This window comes from Dactylosporangium sp. CS-033363 (assembly GCF_050942475.1).
In the GTDB taxonomy this organism is placed as follows: domain Bacteria; phylum Actinomycetota; class Actinomycetes; order Mycobacteriales; family Micromonosporaceae; genus Dactylosporangium.
Window position 1 is genome coordinate 5,552,895 of record NZ_CP192032.1, and the last position, 12,821, is coordinate 5,565,715.

Annotated in this window: 18 protein-coding genes; 8 read left to right on the top strand and 10 right to left on the bottom strand. The window is 73.3% G+C overall.

The window, feature by feature from the left end:
* Window positions 1-98 precede the first annotated feature (98 nt).
* Together ACQPZ4_RS25645 and ACQPZ4_RS25650 are read right to left on the bottom strand one after the other, a co-directional pair.
* Window positions 99-749 (bottom strand): lysophospholipid acyltransferase family protein, encoded by a 651-nt coding sequence (locus tag ACQPZ4_RS25645; protein ID WP_433040090.1) that lies wholly within the window; start codon window positions 747-749, stop codon window positions 99-101.
* Window positions 746-1,348 carry a TetR/AcrR family transcriptional regulator gene (locus tag ACQPZ4_RS25650; RefSeq protein WP_433040093.1) on the bottom strand — a complete coding sequence of 201 codons (603 nt, stop codon included), beginning with the start codon at window positions 1,346-1,348 and terminating at the stop codon, window positions 746-748. The genes ACQPZ4_RS25645 and ACQPZ4_RS25650 overlap by 4 nt, the downstream gene beginning before the upstream one ends.
* Before the next feature lie 197 nt (window positions 1,349-1,545).
* Here ACQPZ4_RS25650 and ACQPZ4_RS25655 point away from each other — a divergent pair, with 197 nt between their 5' ends.
* The gene (locus tag ACQPZ4_RS25655) at window positions 1,546-2,316 is read left to right on the top strand and encodes a class I SAM-dependent methyltransferase (RefSeq protein WP_433040096.1); all 771 of its coding nucleotides are present in this window, start codon (window positions 1,546-1,548) and stop codon (window positions 2,314-2,316) included.
* 144 nt (window positions 2,317-2,460) lie between these two features.
* On the opposite strand, the gene ACQPZ4_RS25660 is transcribed toward ACQPZ4_RS25655, so the two are convergent.
* Complete coding sequence (locus ACQPZ4_RS25660) at window positions 2,461-3,123, bottom strand: alpha/beta fold hydrolase (RefSeq protein ID WP_433040099.1); 663 nt, start codon at window positions 3,121-3,123, stop codon at window positions 2,461-2,463.
* Window positions 3,124-3,176: 53 nt separating this feature from the next.
* On the opposite strand from ACQPZ4_RS25660, the gene ACQPZ4_RS25665 reads away from it, so the two are divergent.
* Window positions 3,177-3,647, top strand: coding sequence for a DUF427 domain-containing protein (locus ACQPZ4_RS25665; protein ID WP_433040102.1), 471 nt, complete (start codon window positions 3,177-3,179; stop codon window positions 3,645-3,647).
* Window positions 3,648-3,873: 226 nt separating this feature from the next.
* On the opposite strand, the gene ACQPZ4_RS25670 is transcribed toward ACQPZ4_RS25665, so the two are convergent.
* Window positions 3,874-4,605 (bottom strand): SCO6745 family protein, encoded by a 732-nt coding sequence (locus ACQPZ4_RS25670; protein ID WP_433040105.1) that lies wholly within the window; start codon window positions 4,603-4,605, stop codon window positions 3,874-3,876.
* Between the two features lie 87 nt (window positions 4,606-4,692).
* On the opposite strand from ACQPZ4_RS25670, the gene ACQPZ4_RS25675 reads away from it, so the two are divergent.
* Together ACQPZ4_RS25675 and ACQPZ4_RS25680 are read left to right on the top strand one after the other, a co-directional pair.
* A complete protein-coding gene (locus tag ACQPZ4_RS25675) occupies window positions 4,693-5,070 on the top strand; it encodes a TetR/AcrR family transcriptional regulator (protein ID WP_433040108.1) in 378 nt (125 codons plus the stop codon).
* A gap of 1 nt (window position 5,071) precedes the next feature.
* Window positions 5,072-5,419, top strand: a complete 348-nt coding sequence (locus ACQPZ4_RS25680; RefSeq protein ID WP_433040111.1) for a hypothetical protein — start codon at window positions 5,072-5,074, stop codon at window positions 5,417-5,419.
* Here ACQPZ4_RS25680 and ACQPZ4_RS25685 read toward each other — a convergent pair.
* On the bottom strand, window positions 5,416-6,216 hold the full coding sequence (locus ACQPZ4_RS25685) for an expansin EXLX1 family cellulose-binding protein (protein ID WP_433040114.1): 801 nt from the start codon (window positions 6,214-6,216) through the stop codon (window positions 5,416-5,418). The two genes, ACQPZ4_RS25680 and ACQPZ4_RS25685, sit on opposite strands and share 4 nt — an antisense overlap.
* Before the next feature lie 33 nt (window positions 6,217-6,249).
* On the opposite strand from ACQPZ4_RS25685, the gene ACQPZ4_RS25690 reads away from it, so the two are divergent.
* Window positions 6,250-6,960 carry an HD domain-containing protein gene (locus ACQPZ4_RS25690; protein ID WP_433040117.1) on the top strand — a complete coding sequence of 237 codons (711 nt, stop codon included), beginning with the start codon at window positions 6,250-6,252 and terminating at the stop codon, window positions 6,958-6,960.
* A gap of 19 nt (window positions 6,961-6,979) precedes the next feature.
* Window positions 6,980-7,294 carry a hypothetical protein gene (locus ACQPZ4_RS25695; RefSeq protein WP_433040120.1) on the top strand — a complete coding sequence of 105 codons (315 nt, stop codon included), beginning with the start codon at window positions 6,980-6,982 and terminating at the stop codon, window positions 7,292-7,294.
* Here ACQPZ4_RS25695 and ACQPZ4_RS25700 read toward each other — a convergent pair.
* On the bottom strand, window positions 7,272-8,219 hold the full coding sequence (locus tag ACQPZ4_RS25700) for an SDR family NAD(P)-dependent oxidoreductase (RefSeq protein ID WP_433040123.1): 948 nt from the start codon (window positions 8,217-8,219) through the stop codon (window positions 7,272-7,274). The genes ACQPZ4_RS25695 and ACQPZ4_RS25700 overlap by 23 nt on opposite strands.
* A 41-nt stretch (window positions 8,220-8,260) precedes the next feature.
* Complete coding sequence (locus ACQPZ4_RS25705; RefSeq protein WP_433040125.1) at window positions 8,261-9,838, bottom strand: HEAT repeat domain-containing protein; 1,578 nt, start codon at window positions 9,836-9,838, stop codon at window positions 8,261-8,263.
* Window positions 9,839-9,857: 19 nt separating this feature from the next.
* On the opposite strand from ACQPZ4_RS25705, the gene ACQPZ4_RS25710 reads away from it, so the two are divergent.
* Complete coding sequence (locus tag ACQPZ4_RS25710; protein WP_433040128.1) at window positions 9,858-10,136, top strand: SCO0607 family lipoprotein; 279 nt, start codon at window positions 9,858-9,860, stop codon at window positions 10,134-10,136.
* Here the strand turns inward: ACQPZ4_RS25710 and ACQPZ4_RS25715 are convergent.
* Both ACQPZ4_RS25715 and ACQPZ4_RS25720 read right to left on the bottom strand, forming a co-directional pair.
* Window positions 10,133-10,585 carry a DinB family protein gene (locus ACQPZ4_RS25715; protein WP_433040131.1) on the bottom strand — a complete coding sequence of 151 codons (453 nt, stop codon included), beginning with the start codon at window positions 10,583-10,585 and terminating at the stop codon, window positions 10,133-10,135. The genes ACQPZ4_RS25710 and ACQPZ4_RS25715 overlap by 4 nt on opposite strands.
* Window positions 10,578-11,351 carry an ArsR/SmtB family transcription factor gene (locus ACQPZ4_RS25720; RefSeq protein ID WP_433040134.1) on the bottom strand — a complete coding sequence of 258 codons (774 nt, stop codon included), beginning with the start codon at window positions 11,349-11,351 and terminating at the stop codon, window positions 10,578-10,580. Before ACQPZ4_RS25720 ends, ACQPZ4_RS25715 begins: the two co-directional genes overlap by 8 nt.
* A 53-nt stretch (window positions 11,352-11,404) precedes the next feature.
* On the opposite strand from ACQPZ4_RS25720, the gene ACQPZ4_RS25725 reads away from it, so the two are divergent.
* The gene (locus ACQPZ4_RS25725) at window positions 11,405-12,025 is read left to right on the top strand and encodes a GNAT family N-acetyltransferase (RefSeq protein ID WP_433040137.1); all 621 of its coding nucleotides are present in this window, start codon (window positions 11,405-11,407) and stop codon (window positions 12,023-12,025) included.
* Here the strand turns inward: ACQPZ4_RS25725 and ACQPZ4_RS25730 are convergent.
* The gene (locus ACQPZ4_RS25730) at window positions 12,022-12,774 is read right to left on the bottom strand and encodes a phosphotransferase family protein (protein ID WP_433040140.1); all 753 of its coding nucleotides are present in this window, start codon (window positions 12,772-12,774) and stop codon (window positions 12,022-12,024) included. The two genes, ACQPZ4_RS25725 and ACQPZ4_RS25730, sit on opposite strands and share 4 nt — an antisense overlap.
* Window positions 12,775-12,821: the final 47 nt, after the last annotated feature.

Genomic DNA, 12,821 nt, shown 5'->3' on the forward strand with positions numbered 1-12,821 from the left:
AGCAGCCGACGCGGAAACCGTCCGCCGTTTGTGAATGCCGGCCATCGCCCGAGGCGGAGCAGCGGACGCGGAGACCGCGCGGCGTTTGTGATGGCCGGCTATCGCCCGAGGCGGAGCAGCGGCGCGTAGGCGGGCACGTACTCCTGCCCGCTGAGCGCGGCGATGTGCCGGATCACCTCGTCGGTGGCCTCGCGCACCGACCCGCCGGCCACGTCGACCGGGGCGCCGAACCGGAACCCGATCTCGGCCCCCGGCACGCGGCGCGGCCAGCGGGCGTCGATCGGCTGTACGGCGTCGGTCCCGGTCACCCCGAACGGCACGATCGGCACCCCGGCCTGCCGCGCGAGGCGGACCGCGCCGGTGCGGCCGCGGTACAGCCGCCCGTCCGGGGACCGGGTCCCTTCCGGGAACACGGCGACGAGCCCACCGGCGCGCAGCACGGGTACGGCCGCGTCGAACGCGCTGAGCACCGCCCGCCCGCCGCCGCGCTCGACCGGGATGGCCCCGAGGCCGCGGACGAGCGCCCCGGCGAGGCGGTGCCCGCGGAAGTACTCGGCCTTCGCCCAGAACGCGATGTGCCTCGGCACGACGGCGCCCAGAAACAGCTCGTCGGCGACCGACAGGTGATTGCCGGCGAGGACCGCACCGCCGGCCGGGAGGTGCTCGAGGCCGTGGACTGCGGGCCGCCACCCGATCCGCAACGCGCGCCCGGCAGTGGCCCGCACGATCCGATACAGCACCGGCGTCATGCGTCCCGCCGGGTGGTGTGGGCGTCGAGGGCGGCGTCGACCAGTGCGCCGATGTCGTCCTGGCCGGTGGCGAGCGGGAGGCTGCCCCACAGCCAGAGCTGTACGATCCCGTGGAGGTTGGCCCAGAACGCCCCCGCCGCCGTGACGGCCGGTGTGTGCTCGCCGCGGGCCTCGGCCAGCAGGTGCGCGAGGGTCTCGAACAGCGGCAGGCTGGTCTCCCGCAGCCCGAGCCGATCGGAGCGCAGCAGGTCGTGGCGGAACATCAGCTCGTACATCCCGCGGTGCTCCTGCGCGAACGCCACATAGGCACGGGCGAGGACCGCCAGCCGGTCGCGGGCCGAGCCGTCCTCCCCCGCCGTGCGCCGTCGCGCCGGCGGCTCCCCTTCGCCGCGCAGCCGCGTCGTCAGGTCCGCGAAGCCGACCCGGGCGATCGCCGACAGGAGCTCGACGTGGGTCGGGAAGTACCTGCGCGGTGCCCCGTGCGACACCCCGGCCCGCCGGGCGATCTCACGCAGCGAGACGGCCGCCGAGCCCTCCTCCGCCACCAGTTCGGCTCCGGCCCGCACCAGCCGTTCGCGGAGGCCCTCGTCGTCATGCATAGACAGTGTCTACACGATCTTCGTAGACACTGTCTACTCGAAATTGGCACGCTCCGCCGGACACGTGCTGTGACCGGGGCCGAATTACCGGCATTGCGATTACCGGTAATCCGATAATTCGACAATCGGCTGGTGCGTCGCCGGCTTGCCTCCTCCACGATGGTGGTGAGGCCGATGAGCGCACGGGGGCGATCACGATGCTGAAGCGGGTCGACTACGACGTCCAGCAATACCAGGTGTACTCGACCGCCAGAGCGCTGTCCGCGGAGATGGCGCAGGTCTGGTCGAGCGCCTTCGCCAGGTGGGCGGGCACGCCCGGACCCTTCGCGGCGCTGGACCTCGGTTCGGGCACAGGGCGATTCACGCCGATCCTGGCCGACCTCTTCGGCGGGCTGGTCTACGGCGTCGAACCCTCCGAACGCATGCGCCGCCAGGCCGAGCAGACGGCCGCGCACCCGAGCGTCCGGTACCTGGCCGGCCGCGCCGAGGCCGTCCCGCTTCCCGACGCGTCATGCCGGCTCGTGCTGATGTTCCTGACCTTCCACCACTTCACCGACCGGCCGGCGGCCGTCGCGGAGATCCGTCGCGTGCTGCAGCCCGGCGGGCGGGTCCTGATCCGCAGCGCCTTCTCGGACCGCATGCCGGAGCTGCTGTGGCACCGGTTCTTCCCCCGCGCCCGGGTCATCGAGCAGCAGGTGTTCCCCGCCCTCGAGGACGTGACCCGGCTGTTCGAGGCGGCGGGCATGACGGTCCTCGGCATCGACCGGGTACAGGAGACCCTCGGCCCCGATCTTGCCACCTATGCGAAGCGATTGCGGATGCGGGCAATCTCCACCTTCGAGCACCTCAGCGAGGAGGAGATCCGGCTCGGGTTCGCCGCCCTGGACGAGGCGATCGCGGCCGGCGACATCCCGGGACCGCTCACCGCGGACAGCGACCTGCTCGTGCTCGGCGCACCACCCGCATAAGGCGAAAACACCCCGCGAACGACGACCGAACGTCACCGCACGCGGAAACACGTGCGCACGTCACCGCACGCGGAAACACGCGCGCACGTCACCCCACGCGGAAACACGCGCGCACGTCACCGCACGCGGAAGCACGAGCGCACGTCACCCCACGCGGGGCAGGAGCAGCGCGGTGAACACGTCCGGCTGCTCCAGGTTCCACAGATGCCCGGCCCCCGGGATGATCCGCAGTTCGGCACCCGGAATCCCGGCGGCCAGCTCCCGGGACAGCGGCAGATTGACCTTGTCCCGCTCCCCGCACACCACCAGCGCCGGCACCTCGATCTCCCCGAGGCGCGGCCGCAGGTCGAGGTGCGCGAGCTCGCGAAGCCCGGCCAGGTACGTGCCCTTCCCGACCGCCCGCAGGTCCGCCGCCCCGTCCGGCCCCTGCTGCGCCCCCGCGATCCGGGCCAGCACGCCCATCGGCAGCACGGACGAGATCGCCCGCTGCACCGCGAGCGCCGGCGGCGGATGGGCCACGCCGCCGGAGAGGACGAGCCGGTGCACGCGGCCGGGGCGCGCGAGGCACGCCAGTACCGCCACGGTCGCCCCCAGCGAGATCCCGCACAACAGCACCGGCCCGCCCGCCGCATCGATCGCGTCGGTGACGTTGCGAGTGGCGGCGGCGAGCGTGAACGGCCCGGGCGCGGCACCGTGACCAGGCAGCGAGGCGACCACCACCTCGTGCGTTCCCGAGAGCGCCGTCACCTGGGGCTGCCACATGCCGGCGGTGGTCGCGAGCGCCGGAACGAGCACAACGGTCTCCACGCCTGGCGACAGTACAACCCGGATGGAAACGGCAAGGTGCAAGACTGGGACGCATGCAGCGCCCCGTCGAGAACGTCTGGGACTATCCGCGGCCGCCCAGGGTCGAGCCGACCGATCGGCACATCGTGGCCCGCCACCGTGGCGAGACCGTGTTCGACACCCGCAGTGCATTGCGGGTCCTGGAAACGTCCCATCCGCCGGTGTACTACATCCCGCGCGACGACGTGCGCGGCACGCTCACGCTGGCGCACCGGCGGACGGTCTGCGAGTTCAAGGGCTTCGCGTCGTACTGGGACCTCGGCATCGCCGGCGTCACCGTGCAGGACGCCGCCTGGTCGTACGAGGACCCGGCCCACGGGTACGAGGCGCTGCTCAGCCGGCTCGCGTTCTACCCGGCGCTGCTCGACGAGTGCAGCGTCGACGGGGAGCTCGTCACGCCGCAGCCCGGCGACTTCTACGGCGGCTGGCTCACGTCCGACATCGCCGGCCCGATCAAGGGCGGCCCCGGCACCCACGGCTGGTAGAAGCACCGCGACACGACCCGGGCGGGTCCGTGATTTGGGCAGCTGGCCGGGTTGCCGACCCGGGGCGCATCGCGGTGCTGCCGACTACGGTGCCACCCGATCCTGACGTGGCGCTGAAACGATCATGAGAGCGGCCCGCCGGACGCACAAATCGGCATATCCCCCGTCGGGGTATAAGTCCGATAAGTCGCGGCGCACCAGCGCCCGACTTATCGTGACAAACCGCTCACCGCGTGACGGTCGTGGCGGCCAGCAGCTTCACCAGCTCACCGCGCTCCCCATCCGACAGTGCCGCGAACGCGCCGGCGGCAAGAACGTCGGTGCGGGAAACGGCTTCGGCCAGGCGGGACACCGCGTCCTCGGGCGGGGCCGGGTACGGCGGCAGCCAGCCGTTCGACAGGGCCTTCGCCTCGCCGCCCGGGCCGGTCAGGATCGCGTCCAGGGGAGATAGGCCCGCCGACAGGACAGCCATCAGGTGGCCGCCGCCCCGGTGTTCCCGTAGCCGCAGCAGATTCACGCCGAGGCAGGAGATCGGGTCGTCGAACGGGTCCGGGACCGCACGCCATGCGGCGAACAACACGCGGCCCGACGAAGGGGCCGCCGCCACCGCGCGGGTGGTCAGGTCCGCGGCGCGCAGCGGGTCCGGGCACCGCAGGTGGTCGCGGGCCCACGTCGCGCAGCAGCGGGCGTCCGCCGCGACCAGGCCCGGCAGGCGGTGGGTGGCCAGCACGTCCCGCCACGCCTCGCGGACCAGGGGTGGGGCGAAGAAGCCGCACGCCGCGATCACCACGCTCGCGTCGACCGGGCCCAGCACCGCGCAGCGGCCGCCGAAGTACAGCGGCAGCGGGCGCAGGCGGAAGCGGCGGCCCACCTCTGCGAACGCCTTCGAGCCGCCGAACTCGGCGCCCAGGCGCACGATCGGGTCGCGTGCCGCGCGGGCCGTCGCCTCGGGGTCCATCTCATGCAACGTAACCAATATTCGCCGGACTCAAACAGGAACGTTCGTTCTTGACTGGTCGTTCCTTTACGCGCTAGCGTGATGGGCATGGGACGGCCGCGGGGGTTCGACGAGGAGGCGGTGGTCCGCGCGGCGGTGGAACTGTTCGCCCAGCGGGCCTACGACGGGCTGTCCGTGGACGACCTCGTCACCGGGCTCGGGGTGCACCGCAACAGCCTCTACAAGACGTTCGGCAGCAAGCGCGGGCTGTACCTCACGGCGCTGCGCAAGTATCTCGAGGACCCGCACAGCGACCAGCTCGACCTGCTGCTGCTGGCCGCGGCCGAGCAGGCGCCGCTCGACGCGGAGGTCGGGGCGCTCATCAGCGCGGCGCTGGCCAGGCTCGACGAGGCGCTCGGGGCGGACGAGACCGACAGGACACTGGGCGCGCGGCTGCGGGCCCGCATCGACACCGGGGAGCACTGACATGGCGACCGTGAACATCGACGGGGACACCCTCGTCGTGGAGATCGAGGGGCTCGACAAGCTCTGGGCGCTCAAGAGCCGGCTGGCGATCCCGCTGGCGAACGTGCGCGGGGCGACCGCCGACGCCGGGATCGCGCACGAGCCGAAGGGGATCCGGGCGCCGGGGGCGTACATCCCGAACGTCATCACCGCCGGGACCTTCCACCTCGATGGGGAGAAGGTGTTCTGGGACGTGCACGACGCGCGCAAGGCGGTCGTGATCGAGCTGGCCGACGAGCGCTACGCGCGCCTGGTCGTCGAGGTCGACGACCCGCGCGCGACCGTCAAGCTCATCGAGAGCGCGATCTAGCAGCGCACCGGGGGCGCCGTGGTCCCCACGCCGGCGGGGACCACGGAAGGGGCCGCAGAGACCGCCGCCGAGGACTCCACAGTGGACGGGGCCGGCGAGGGCGACGGGGACTGGCCGCCGTACAGCAGCTGCGTCGTCTGCTGGAAATCGCTCTGGCCGAGGGCGAGGCCGGAGACGAGCGCCTGATGGCCGTACACATCGGAAATCCGCAGCGCGATGGTGCCGTTCAGTCCGGACGGGCCCGTCCAGGTGTTGTCCTCGCCGTGGCGCAAGGCGACGAAGCCGTCACCCTGGGACAGCTCCACAGTGGACAGCGGGTTGCCGTGGTGGTCGACGACCACGCTCAGCGACGAGTAGCCCTTGCCGCCCTTGACCTTCACGCGCAGCGGGCCGACCTCCGGGTCGCGGACGGTGGCGTAGGTGACCGAGATGATCCCCGCGCTCAGCGAGCCGATCCGCTGGAACGCGCCCTTGCCGAGGTCGATCTTCCCGGCCGGGCAGCTCGGGCACAGGTCCACCACCTGCACGCGGGTGGTGCCGTTCGGGCCGGTCACGTCGAGCAGGGTGCCGCAGCCCTTGCCGCCCGCGTACTCCGCCTTCCCGACCGCCGCGTACGCGCCCTCCGCCGGGGTGCCGAGGTTGCACATCCCGTTGCGCCCGGCCGTGTAGTAGGACGCGGAGCCGCCGGCCGCGCACGCCGCGCTGCCACCGACCTGGGTCACGAGCACGACGGCGACCACCGAGGCGACGAGCACGGTGGCGGCGGGCACGATCCAGCGAAGGTGACGGCGGTTCATGTCCGGGATCGTAGCGGCTGATAATGCTTGTCCATGGAGTTCCCGACGTACATCGGCACGATGCCCCTGCACGCGATCACCGAGATCTATGGCGAGGCCGGCCTGCGGGAGCGGTACCGCCTGGAGATCCAGCGCTTCGCCCCGCCCGACCGGGACCGGCTCGCCGCGGCGCTCGAACTGGCCGGTGAGCTGCACCGCGAGGACCGGCGGGTGCGCGAGCCGTACGTCAACCACCTGCTGCGCGTGGCGATCCGGATCATGCACCACTACGAGGTGTCCGACGTGGACGTGATCGTGGCCGCCGTCCTGCACGACACGGTCGAGGACCATCCGGACGAGCTGGCGGACAAGGACGACGCGACGATCGAGGAGGCGGTCGCGGAACTCGCCAAGCGGTTCGGCGATCGCGTCGCCCGGCTCGTCGCGGCCGTCACCAATCCCGAGTACGACCCGTCATACGACAAGCACGAGCAGTACCGCGAGCACGTCAGGACCAGTCTCGACGGCGAGCCGTGGGCGCGGGTCATCAAGCTCTCCGACTTCACCGACAACGGCGTCGGTGTGATCCATACCACGGGCCCGAAGGTGGAGCGGCTGGCCACCAAATATCGCCCCATGGTCCCGGTGCTGCGCGAACTCGTCGCGCGGCCCGACACACCTCTGTCACGGCTGGTGAAACAACACATCTACCGCCACCTCGACCTCGCCGAGGAGCGGTTCGCGGCCATTCTTGACGGCCGGTGAATGTGCGAAGGTATTCGTCGTGACGATGGTGGAACTCGCGGTGGGCTGGCTGGCGTCGCACCTGTTCGACCGGGGGCAGGCGCAGGAGGCCGAGCCCGCGATCGAGGAGCAGCTGCGGGGCCTGGCCGGCCTGGTGCGGGCGAAGCTGGAGGACGACCCGGCGCTGGTCACCCTGGAGCGGGAGTCCGCGTCGTCACCGACCCCGACGGTGGGCACCCGGCGGCGCATCGTGCAGGCCCTCGAGGACGCCGCCTGGACCGACCCGCTCTTCGGAGAAGCCCTGGCCGCGACGGTACAACGCCTGCGCCCGGTCATGCCCCGCGTGGCGGACTGACCCGGTCACCGTCCACCGTGGATGGTCCCGGGGCGAACAGTCCCTCGGTCACCTCCCACAGCCGAAGCTCCCGGGCCGGGTCGTGCGCCCACGCCGGCTGCTCGTCGACCCGGTCCACCACCACGTACGCCCCGTCGCGCAGCCCCGCCCACCGCTCGTCCACGGCGATCGCGGCCAGCATCCGGCCCGAGCGCTCCGGGTTCGCCATCCCGGGCAGCCGCTGCAACCCGCGCCCGAGGGCCTGGAAGGCGGCGGGCGCACCCCGGCCGAGACCGGTGCCGGGCATCCAGCCGGGCTCGAACACCGACACCCCGATCCCGTTGCCGGCGCGCCGCTGCAGCTCGTGCGCGTAGTACAGCACGGCGAGCTTCGACGTCGCGTACGCGACCGCGGCGTCCCGCACGCCGACCTTTGCCCCGGCCGGTGCGGGCCTCGCGAGCTCGGCCGGGTCGCGCCACACCGCCGGCCGCACGCCGAGCAGCTTCTTGAGACCCCCGGCGCGGTACGTGTCCGACCCCAGCAGCACGATCCGCCCCGGCGCCGCGATCGAGCCGAGCAGGTCCCCGATGAGCTGCGCGTGGGCCAGGTGGTTCACGGCGAACGTGAGCTCGTGGCCGTCGGCGGAGGCGGTGCGCACGTCCATCGACATCAGCCCGGCGTTCGCGATCAGGGCACGCAGCGGCGGTACCGACGCGGAATCCAGCAGCTCGCGCACGCTCGAAGCGGCGGCGCGCACGTCGGCGAGCCGGGCCAGGTCGGCGCCGACGGTGTGGACGGTCGCACCGGCCGCCCGCGCCTCGGCGGCCACCTCGTCCAGGGCGGGGCCGGGCCGGCCGAGCAGGATCAGGTCGGTGTGCCGGGCGGCCAGAGCGAGGGCGGCGACCCGGCCGAGGCCCCGGGTCGGTCCGGTCAGCAGAACGGTCATACGCCCAGGACAGCAGGGTTCAAGCGCTCGAGGTCAAGGACTCAGCGGTACCCGGTCGTGCGGCGGCCCTCGGCGGCGGCCGCGGCCACCTCGACGTGCCAGTCGGTCACCTGGTCCTCCGGCAGGCCCGCGCCGCGCAGCTGTTCCAGGTACCAGGTCTCGTCGGCGGGGCGCATGAGCAGCCGCAGCCAGGCCACGTTCTTCGCGCGCCGGCACTCGGCGACCGGCAGCACCGAGCGCAGCGCCTCGATCGGGTCCTCCCCCGGCAGCACGAGGCGGTGGATCGGCGCGGCCGGCGGCGGCTCGGCCCCGGCGGCGAGCAGCCGGGCGGTGAGCACGTGCGCGACCCGGGTCAGTTCGAGCGCGCGGCGGGCGGCGGTGGTCGGGCCGCGGACCGGGTCCGGGGCGGCGTGGGCGGGGTCGGCGAGCGCGGCCGTGTACGCCGCGTGCTCCCCCGCGTTCAGCGCCCGCTCCGGGTCCAGCGACGACCAGGCCTGCACGCACTCCTCGACCTCCGGCGAACCGACCGGGAGCGGCCGGGCGGGGTCGTCGAGCCAGTCGCGCAGCGGGTCGGAGCCCAGCGCGTCGGCGGCCTGGCGCAGCACCGCGCGCAGCAGCCGCCCGTCGGCGGTGAACCCGGCGGGTGCGGCGGCGCGGGTGCGGGCGTTGAGCAGGGCGCCGAGCGCGCGGCGGTCGTCGTCGAAGTTCGCGTACCGGTGCAAACGCTCGATGAGGGGCCGCAACTCCGGCGCGTCGTCGAGCAGGCTCCGGTAGCGCAGCAGGGCCGCCAGGGTCTCGTCGTCGGGCTCGGCCAGCACCCGCAGCCCGATGGCCGCCCCCGCGACCGGGTCGGTGGCGTCGCGCAACGCCTCGGCGGCCGCCCGCCGCACCGCCACCCCGGGGTCGCCGAGCAGCCCGGCGATCGCCCGCACCGCCTCCGGGTCGCGGCGGCGGTGGGCCAGGCAGGCCACCAGCGCGGCCCGCACCCCGGGGTCACGCTCGGTGCGCGCGGCGGCCGCGAACGGCTCGACGCCAGCGCTGGTGAACCGCAGCAGCATCGCGGCCTCGGCGCGCACCCGCGGGTCGGCGTCGATGCGCATCAGCCGCAGGCACACCCCGTCGTCGCGGACGTGCGCGGGCGCCTGCAGCCCCTCCAGGCGCAGCAGCGGCGAGGGGTCGTTGAGCAGCCGCGCGGCGAACTCGGCGGTGCGGTTGATGGACAGCACGGCCCGGGCCGCCCGCAGCCGCAGTCTCGGCTGCTCGTGGTGCTCGAGGCGCTGGCGCAGCGGCTCGTAGCGGGGGCCCAGGTAGTACAGCAGGGTGGCGGCCCGGTCGTCGTCGCAGCGCAGGTCCTCCACGGCCAGGGCGACCCGGGTGTCGATGCCGCCGCGGCGCCCGAGGATCTCGCCGAGGGCCACCGCGGCCGCGTCCCCGACGTGCTCGAACGTCTCGCCCAGGCCTCCGGACACGCGGACCTCGGCCGTGTCGCGCAGCGCCACCTCCAGCAGCGGCTCGACCAGCCGGTGGTCCCCGGTGCCGGCGGCCGCGCGCGCCGCATCGAGCCGCACCACGGCGTTCGGGTCGCGCAACGCGTCGCGCAGCCGGTCATTCAGCGCCATCGTGGTACACCATAGTGGGATGCACCGCGTCCGCATCCGCTCCGCCGTGGCCGTCCTCGCCCTGACGCTCCTGCCCGTGACCGGCTGTAACACCCGCGAGCGGGTCTGCCGCTCCGAGGAATACCCGGTCAAGGCGGTCGGGAACCGGACAGGCGCCGCCTGCGTGGCCAAGGACCAGGAGCCGCCGTCCGGGTACGTGCGCTACCCGGCCGGCAAGGAGCCCGTCTACGTCGACGACGAGTGGTACCGCTACTGGCAGACGAAGATCGTCGACGAGCACGGCACCGTCGTCGGTTAAAGCTGCTTCGCGTGCCCCGGCAGCTCGGCCGTGGCCAGGCCGGCGAGGATGTCCGCGATCGACATCGACGCGTCGACGAGGCACTGGCCGTTGGACAGGAGCAGCGACGGTACCGTCGAAGCCAGCTCGGCCCCGCTCAGCCCCTCCGCGAGCAGGCACAGCGCCTCGCCCTGGGCCGCGATCCTGGTCCGCAGCCCGTCGGGGCCGCCGGCCAGCCCGGCGACGCGCGCGAGGGTCCACGGGTCCTGGGCGAGGCGGTTGTCGTACGTCGCGACCGCCCCCGACGCCGCCCCGCTCACCGCCGCGATGGTCGCCGCCGTCACCAGCGACACGTGGGCCAGGACCTGCTCGGTCGACCACTCCCCCGGCGGCGGCGCGGGCCGCGGCTCGGTCTTGAGCAGCGTGGCGAAGGCCTGCCGCAGGCCGGTGGCGTCGTAGGTCTCAGGCATGGGCGCGGCCCATCGCCCACGGCGCCGTCGGCAGCACGTCGCCGGTCTCCAGCAGCGACTTGAGGTTGGCCAGGACAGCCGGCCAGCCCGCCGAGATGCCCTGGTACTGGTCCACGTTCGCCAGCCGCTCGTGCGTGACGGTCAGCCGGACGATCGACTCGTGCGGCTCGACGAGGAAGGTCACGGTCGAGGGCTCCCGGTCCTCGTCGGGCGAGTCCTCGAAGGTCATCACCAGCCGGGTCGGCGGCGAGCTCTCGAGCACTTTCCCGGCGACGGCGTTGCCGCTGCCGTCCGGGCGTTGCAGCTCCCACGGCGAGCCGGGCTCCCAGTCGGAGACGGCCGGGTGGCCCCAGTACCGGGCGGACAGGTCGGCGTCGGTCAGCGCCCGCCACACCTGCTCGGCGGTGGCGTGGATGTAGGTGACGTACACATAGGTCGGAACGGTCGTCGTCATGGCGTGCTCCTCCTCGGCTTGGCGCCGGATCGCGCCGAGCGCCCGCAGGCGCGGCTGGTCGAACCCCGAGATCCAGCGCTCCTCGATGTCGTGGATCGGGGCCGGGTTCAGGTAGTGCAGCCGCTCCCGCCCCCGCCGCACGACGGTGACGAGATTGGCCCGCACGAGGATGTCGATGTGCTGGGTGGCCGACTGCCGGGCCATGCCGAGCTCGTCGCACAGCTCCCGCAGGGTCTGGCCGTTGCGCGCGCGGAGCCGGTCGAGCACGGTGCGCCTGGTCTCGTCGGCGAGCGCCTTGAACACGAGCTCCATGGTCCCCATTATGCAGGTGTTTGCCTGCCTATTGTCAACGCCACAATCTGCGGGTGACGTTCCGACTTGTTGCCCCGCCCCTGGACGGCCGCCTCGTCCGCCTCGAGCCGCTCGACGACCGCCACGCCGCCGACCTGGCCGAGGCGGGCGGCGGGGACCGCGACTCCTTCGGCTGGACCTGGGTGCCGCGCCCCGAGGAGCTGCCGGCCTACAACGCGGACATGCGGGCGCGGATGGACGCCGGGCGGATGATGTCGTACGCCCAGATCTCCCGCCGATCCGGCAAGGCCGTCGGCGGCACGTCGTTCTGGGACCCGCGCTTCCTGCCGGGTACGCAGGATCTGTACGCGGTCGAGGTCGGCTTCACCTGGCTGGGACCGGCGGCCCAGGGCACGGGCATCAACGCGGAGGCGAAGCTGCTGCTGTTCACGCACGCGTTCGAGACGTGGCGCGTGGCCCGGGTCGACCTGAAGACCGACGCCCGCAACGAGCGCTCCCGCGCCGCGATCGCTGCGGTCGGCGCCACGTTCGAGGGCGTGCTGCGCAACTGGTCGCAGTCGTGGGCCGCCGGCGAGGCCGGCCGGCTGCGCGACTCGGCGATGTACTCGATCACCGCGGACGAGTGGCCGCAGGTCAAGGCGCGGCTGCGGGAGCGCGTCGACCGGTACCGCTAATCGTCCATCCGGGCCCTCAGCACGTCGACCTCGCAGCCCGGTTTGGCCGGGTCGAACCCGTGCTCGGCGAGCCAGCGCACGTTGCACAGGCTGCGCAGCGACCACCAGGCCCGGATCGCGTCCAGGTCCACCTCGGTGCCGTACCCGGCGAGGACGGCAGCGAGGTGCTCCTCGTGCCCGAGCGTGAGGGTGGCCAGGTCGAACATCGCGTCGCCGCGGGCCGCCTCGGACCAGTCCAGCACGCCGGTGACGGTGTCGCCGTCCACGAACACGTGCGAGAGCTGCAGGTCGCCGTGGACGAACACCGGCTCGTACGGCCGCAGCGCGCGTTCCGCGATCCGCCGGTTCCGCTCGACGAGGTCCGCGGGCAGGATGCCGCCCGCGACGAGCAGGTCGCACTCGGTCGCAAGTTGCGCGGCGAGCGCGTCGCGGCTCGGGGCCTCCCACGGCGGCAGTGGCGCCTCGTGCAGCGTGCGCACGGCGGCCCCGGCGGCGGCCCACGCGGCGGGCGAGGCGCTCGACGGCTCGCCGAGCTTCCCGAGCGCCCGCCCCGGAAGCCGGGCGAGGGCGAGCGCCGGCGGCTGGTACCAGAGCAGCCTCGGAGTCGGGATCGGCGCGAGGGCCATGGCGGCCGCCTCGGCCTCCAGCCGCGCCGGGTCGCCGTCGACCTTCACGAACACGTCCCCGACCCGCAGCGTCGTGCGCTCCGAGTGCGCCACCACGACCTGAACCTCGTCCACGCCGGTCATTGTCCCGGACCCTTGCTCGTCCAGTTGTACCTATGTCACGCTGGACG

What these genes read in the sequence shown, in the direction of transcription:
- ACQPZ4_RS25690 (WP_433040117.1), top strand. Translation starts at nt 6,250, where the DNA reads ATGGAGTTCCCGACGTACATCGGCACGATGCCCCTGCACGCGATCACC.
- ACQPZ4_RS25680 (WP_433040111.1), top strand. Translation starts at nt 5,072, where the DNA reads ATGGCGACCGTGAACATCGACGGGGACACCCTCGTCGTGGAGATCGAG.
- ACQPZ4_RS25730 (WP_433040140.1), bottom strand. Translation starts at nt 12,774, where the DNA reads ATGACCGGCGTGGACGAGGTTCAGGTCGTGGTGGCGCACTCGGAGCGC.
- ACQPZ4_RS25665 (WP_433040102.1), top strand. Translation starts at nt 3,177, where the DNA reads ATGCAGCGCCCCGTCGAGAACGTCTGGGACTATCCGCGGCCGCCCAGG.
- ACQPZ4_RS25685 (WP_433040114.1), bottom strand. Translation starts at nt 6,216, where the DNA reads ATGAACCGCCGTCACCTTCGCTGGATCGTGCCCGCCGCCACCGTGCTC.
- ACQPZ4_RS25715 (WP_433040131.1), bottom strand. Translation starts at nt 10,585, where the DNA reads ATGCCTGAGACCTACGACGCCACCGGCCTGCGGCAGGCCTTCGCCACG.
- ACQPZ4_RS25645 (WP_433040090.1), bottom strand. Translation starts at nt 749, where the DNA reads ATGACGCCGGTGCTGTATCGGATCGTGCGGGCCACTGCCGGGCGCGCG.
- ACQPZ4_RS25710 (WP_433040128.1), top strand. Translation starts at nt 9,858, where the DNA reads ATGCACCGCGTCCGCATCCGCTCCGCCGTGGCCGTCCTCGCCCTGACG.
- ACQPZ4_RS25675 (WP_433040108.1), top strand. Translation starts at nt 4,693, where the DNA reads ATGGGACGGCCGCGGGGGTTCGACGAGGAGGCGGTGGTCCGCGCGGCG.
- ACQPZ4_RS25700 (WP_433040123.1), bottom strand. Translation starts at nt 8,219, where the DNA reads ATGACCGTTCTGCTGACCGGACCGACCCGGGGCCTCGGCCGGGTCGCC.
- ACQPZ4_RS25670 (WP_433040105.1), bottom strand. Translation starts at nt 4,605, where the DNA reads ATGGACCCCGAGGCGACGGCCCGCGCGGCACGCGACCCGATCGTGCGC.
- ACQPZ4_RS25655 (WP_433040096.1), top strand. Translation starts at nt 1,546, where the DNA reads ATGCTGAAGCGGGTCGACTACGACGTCCAGCAATACCAGGTGTACTCG.
- ACQPZ4_RS25650 (WP_433040093.1), bottom strand. Translation starts at nt 1,348, where the DNA reads ATGCATGACGACGAGGGCCTCCGCGAACGGCTGGTGCGGGCCGGAGCC.
- ACQPZ4_RS25705 (WP_433040125.1), bottom strand. Translation starts at nt 9,838, where the DNA reads ATGGCGCTGAATGACCGGCTGCGCGACGCGTTGCGCGACCCGAACGCC.
- ACQPZ4_RS25720 (WP_433040134.1), bottom strand. Translation starts at nt 11,351, where the DNA reads ATGGAGCTCGTGTTCAAGGCGCTCGCCGACGAGACCAGGCGCACCGTG.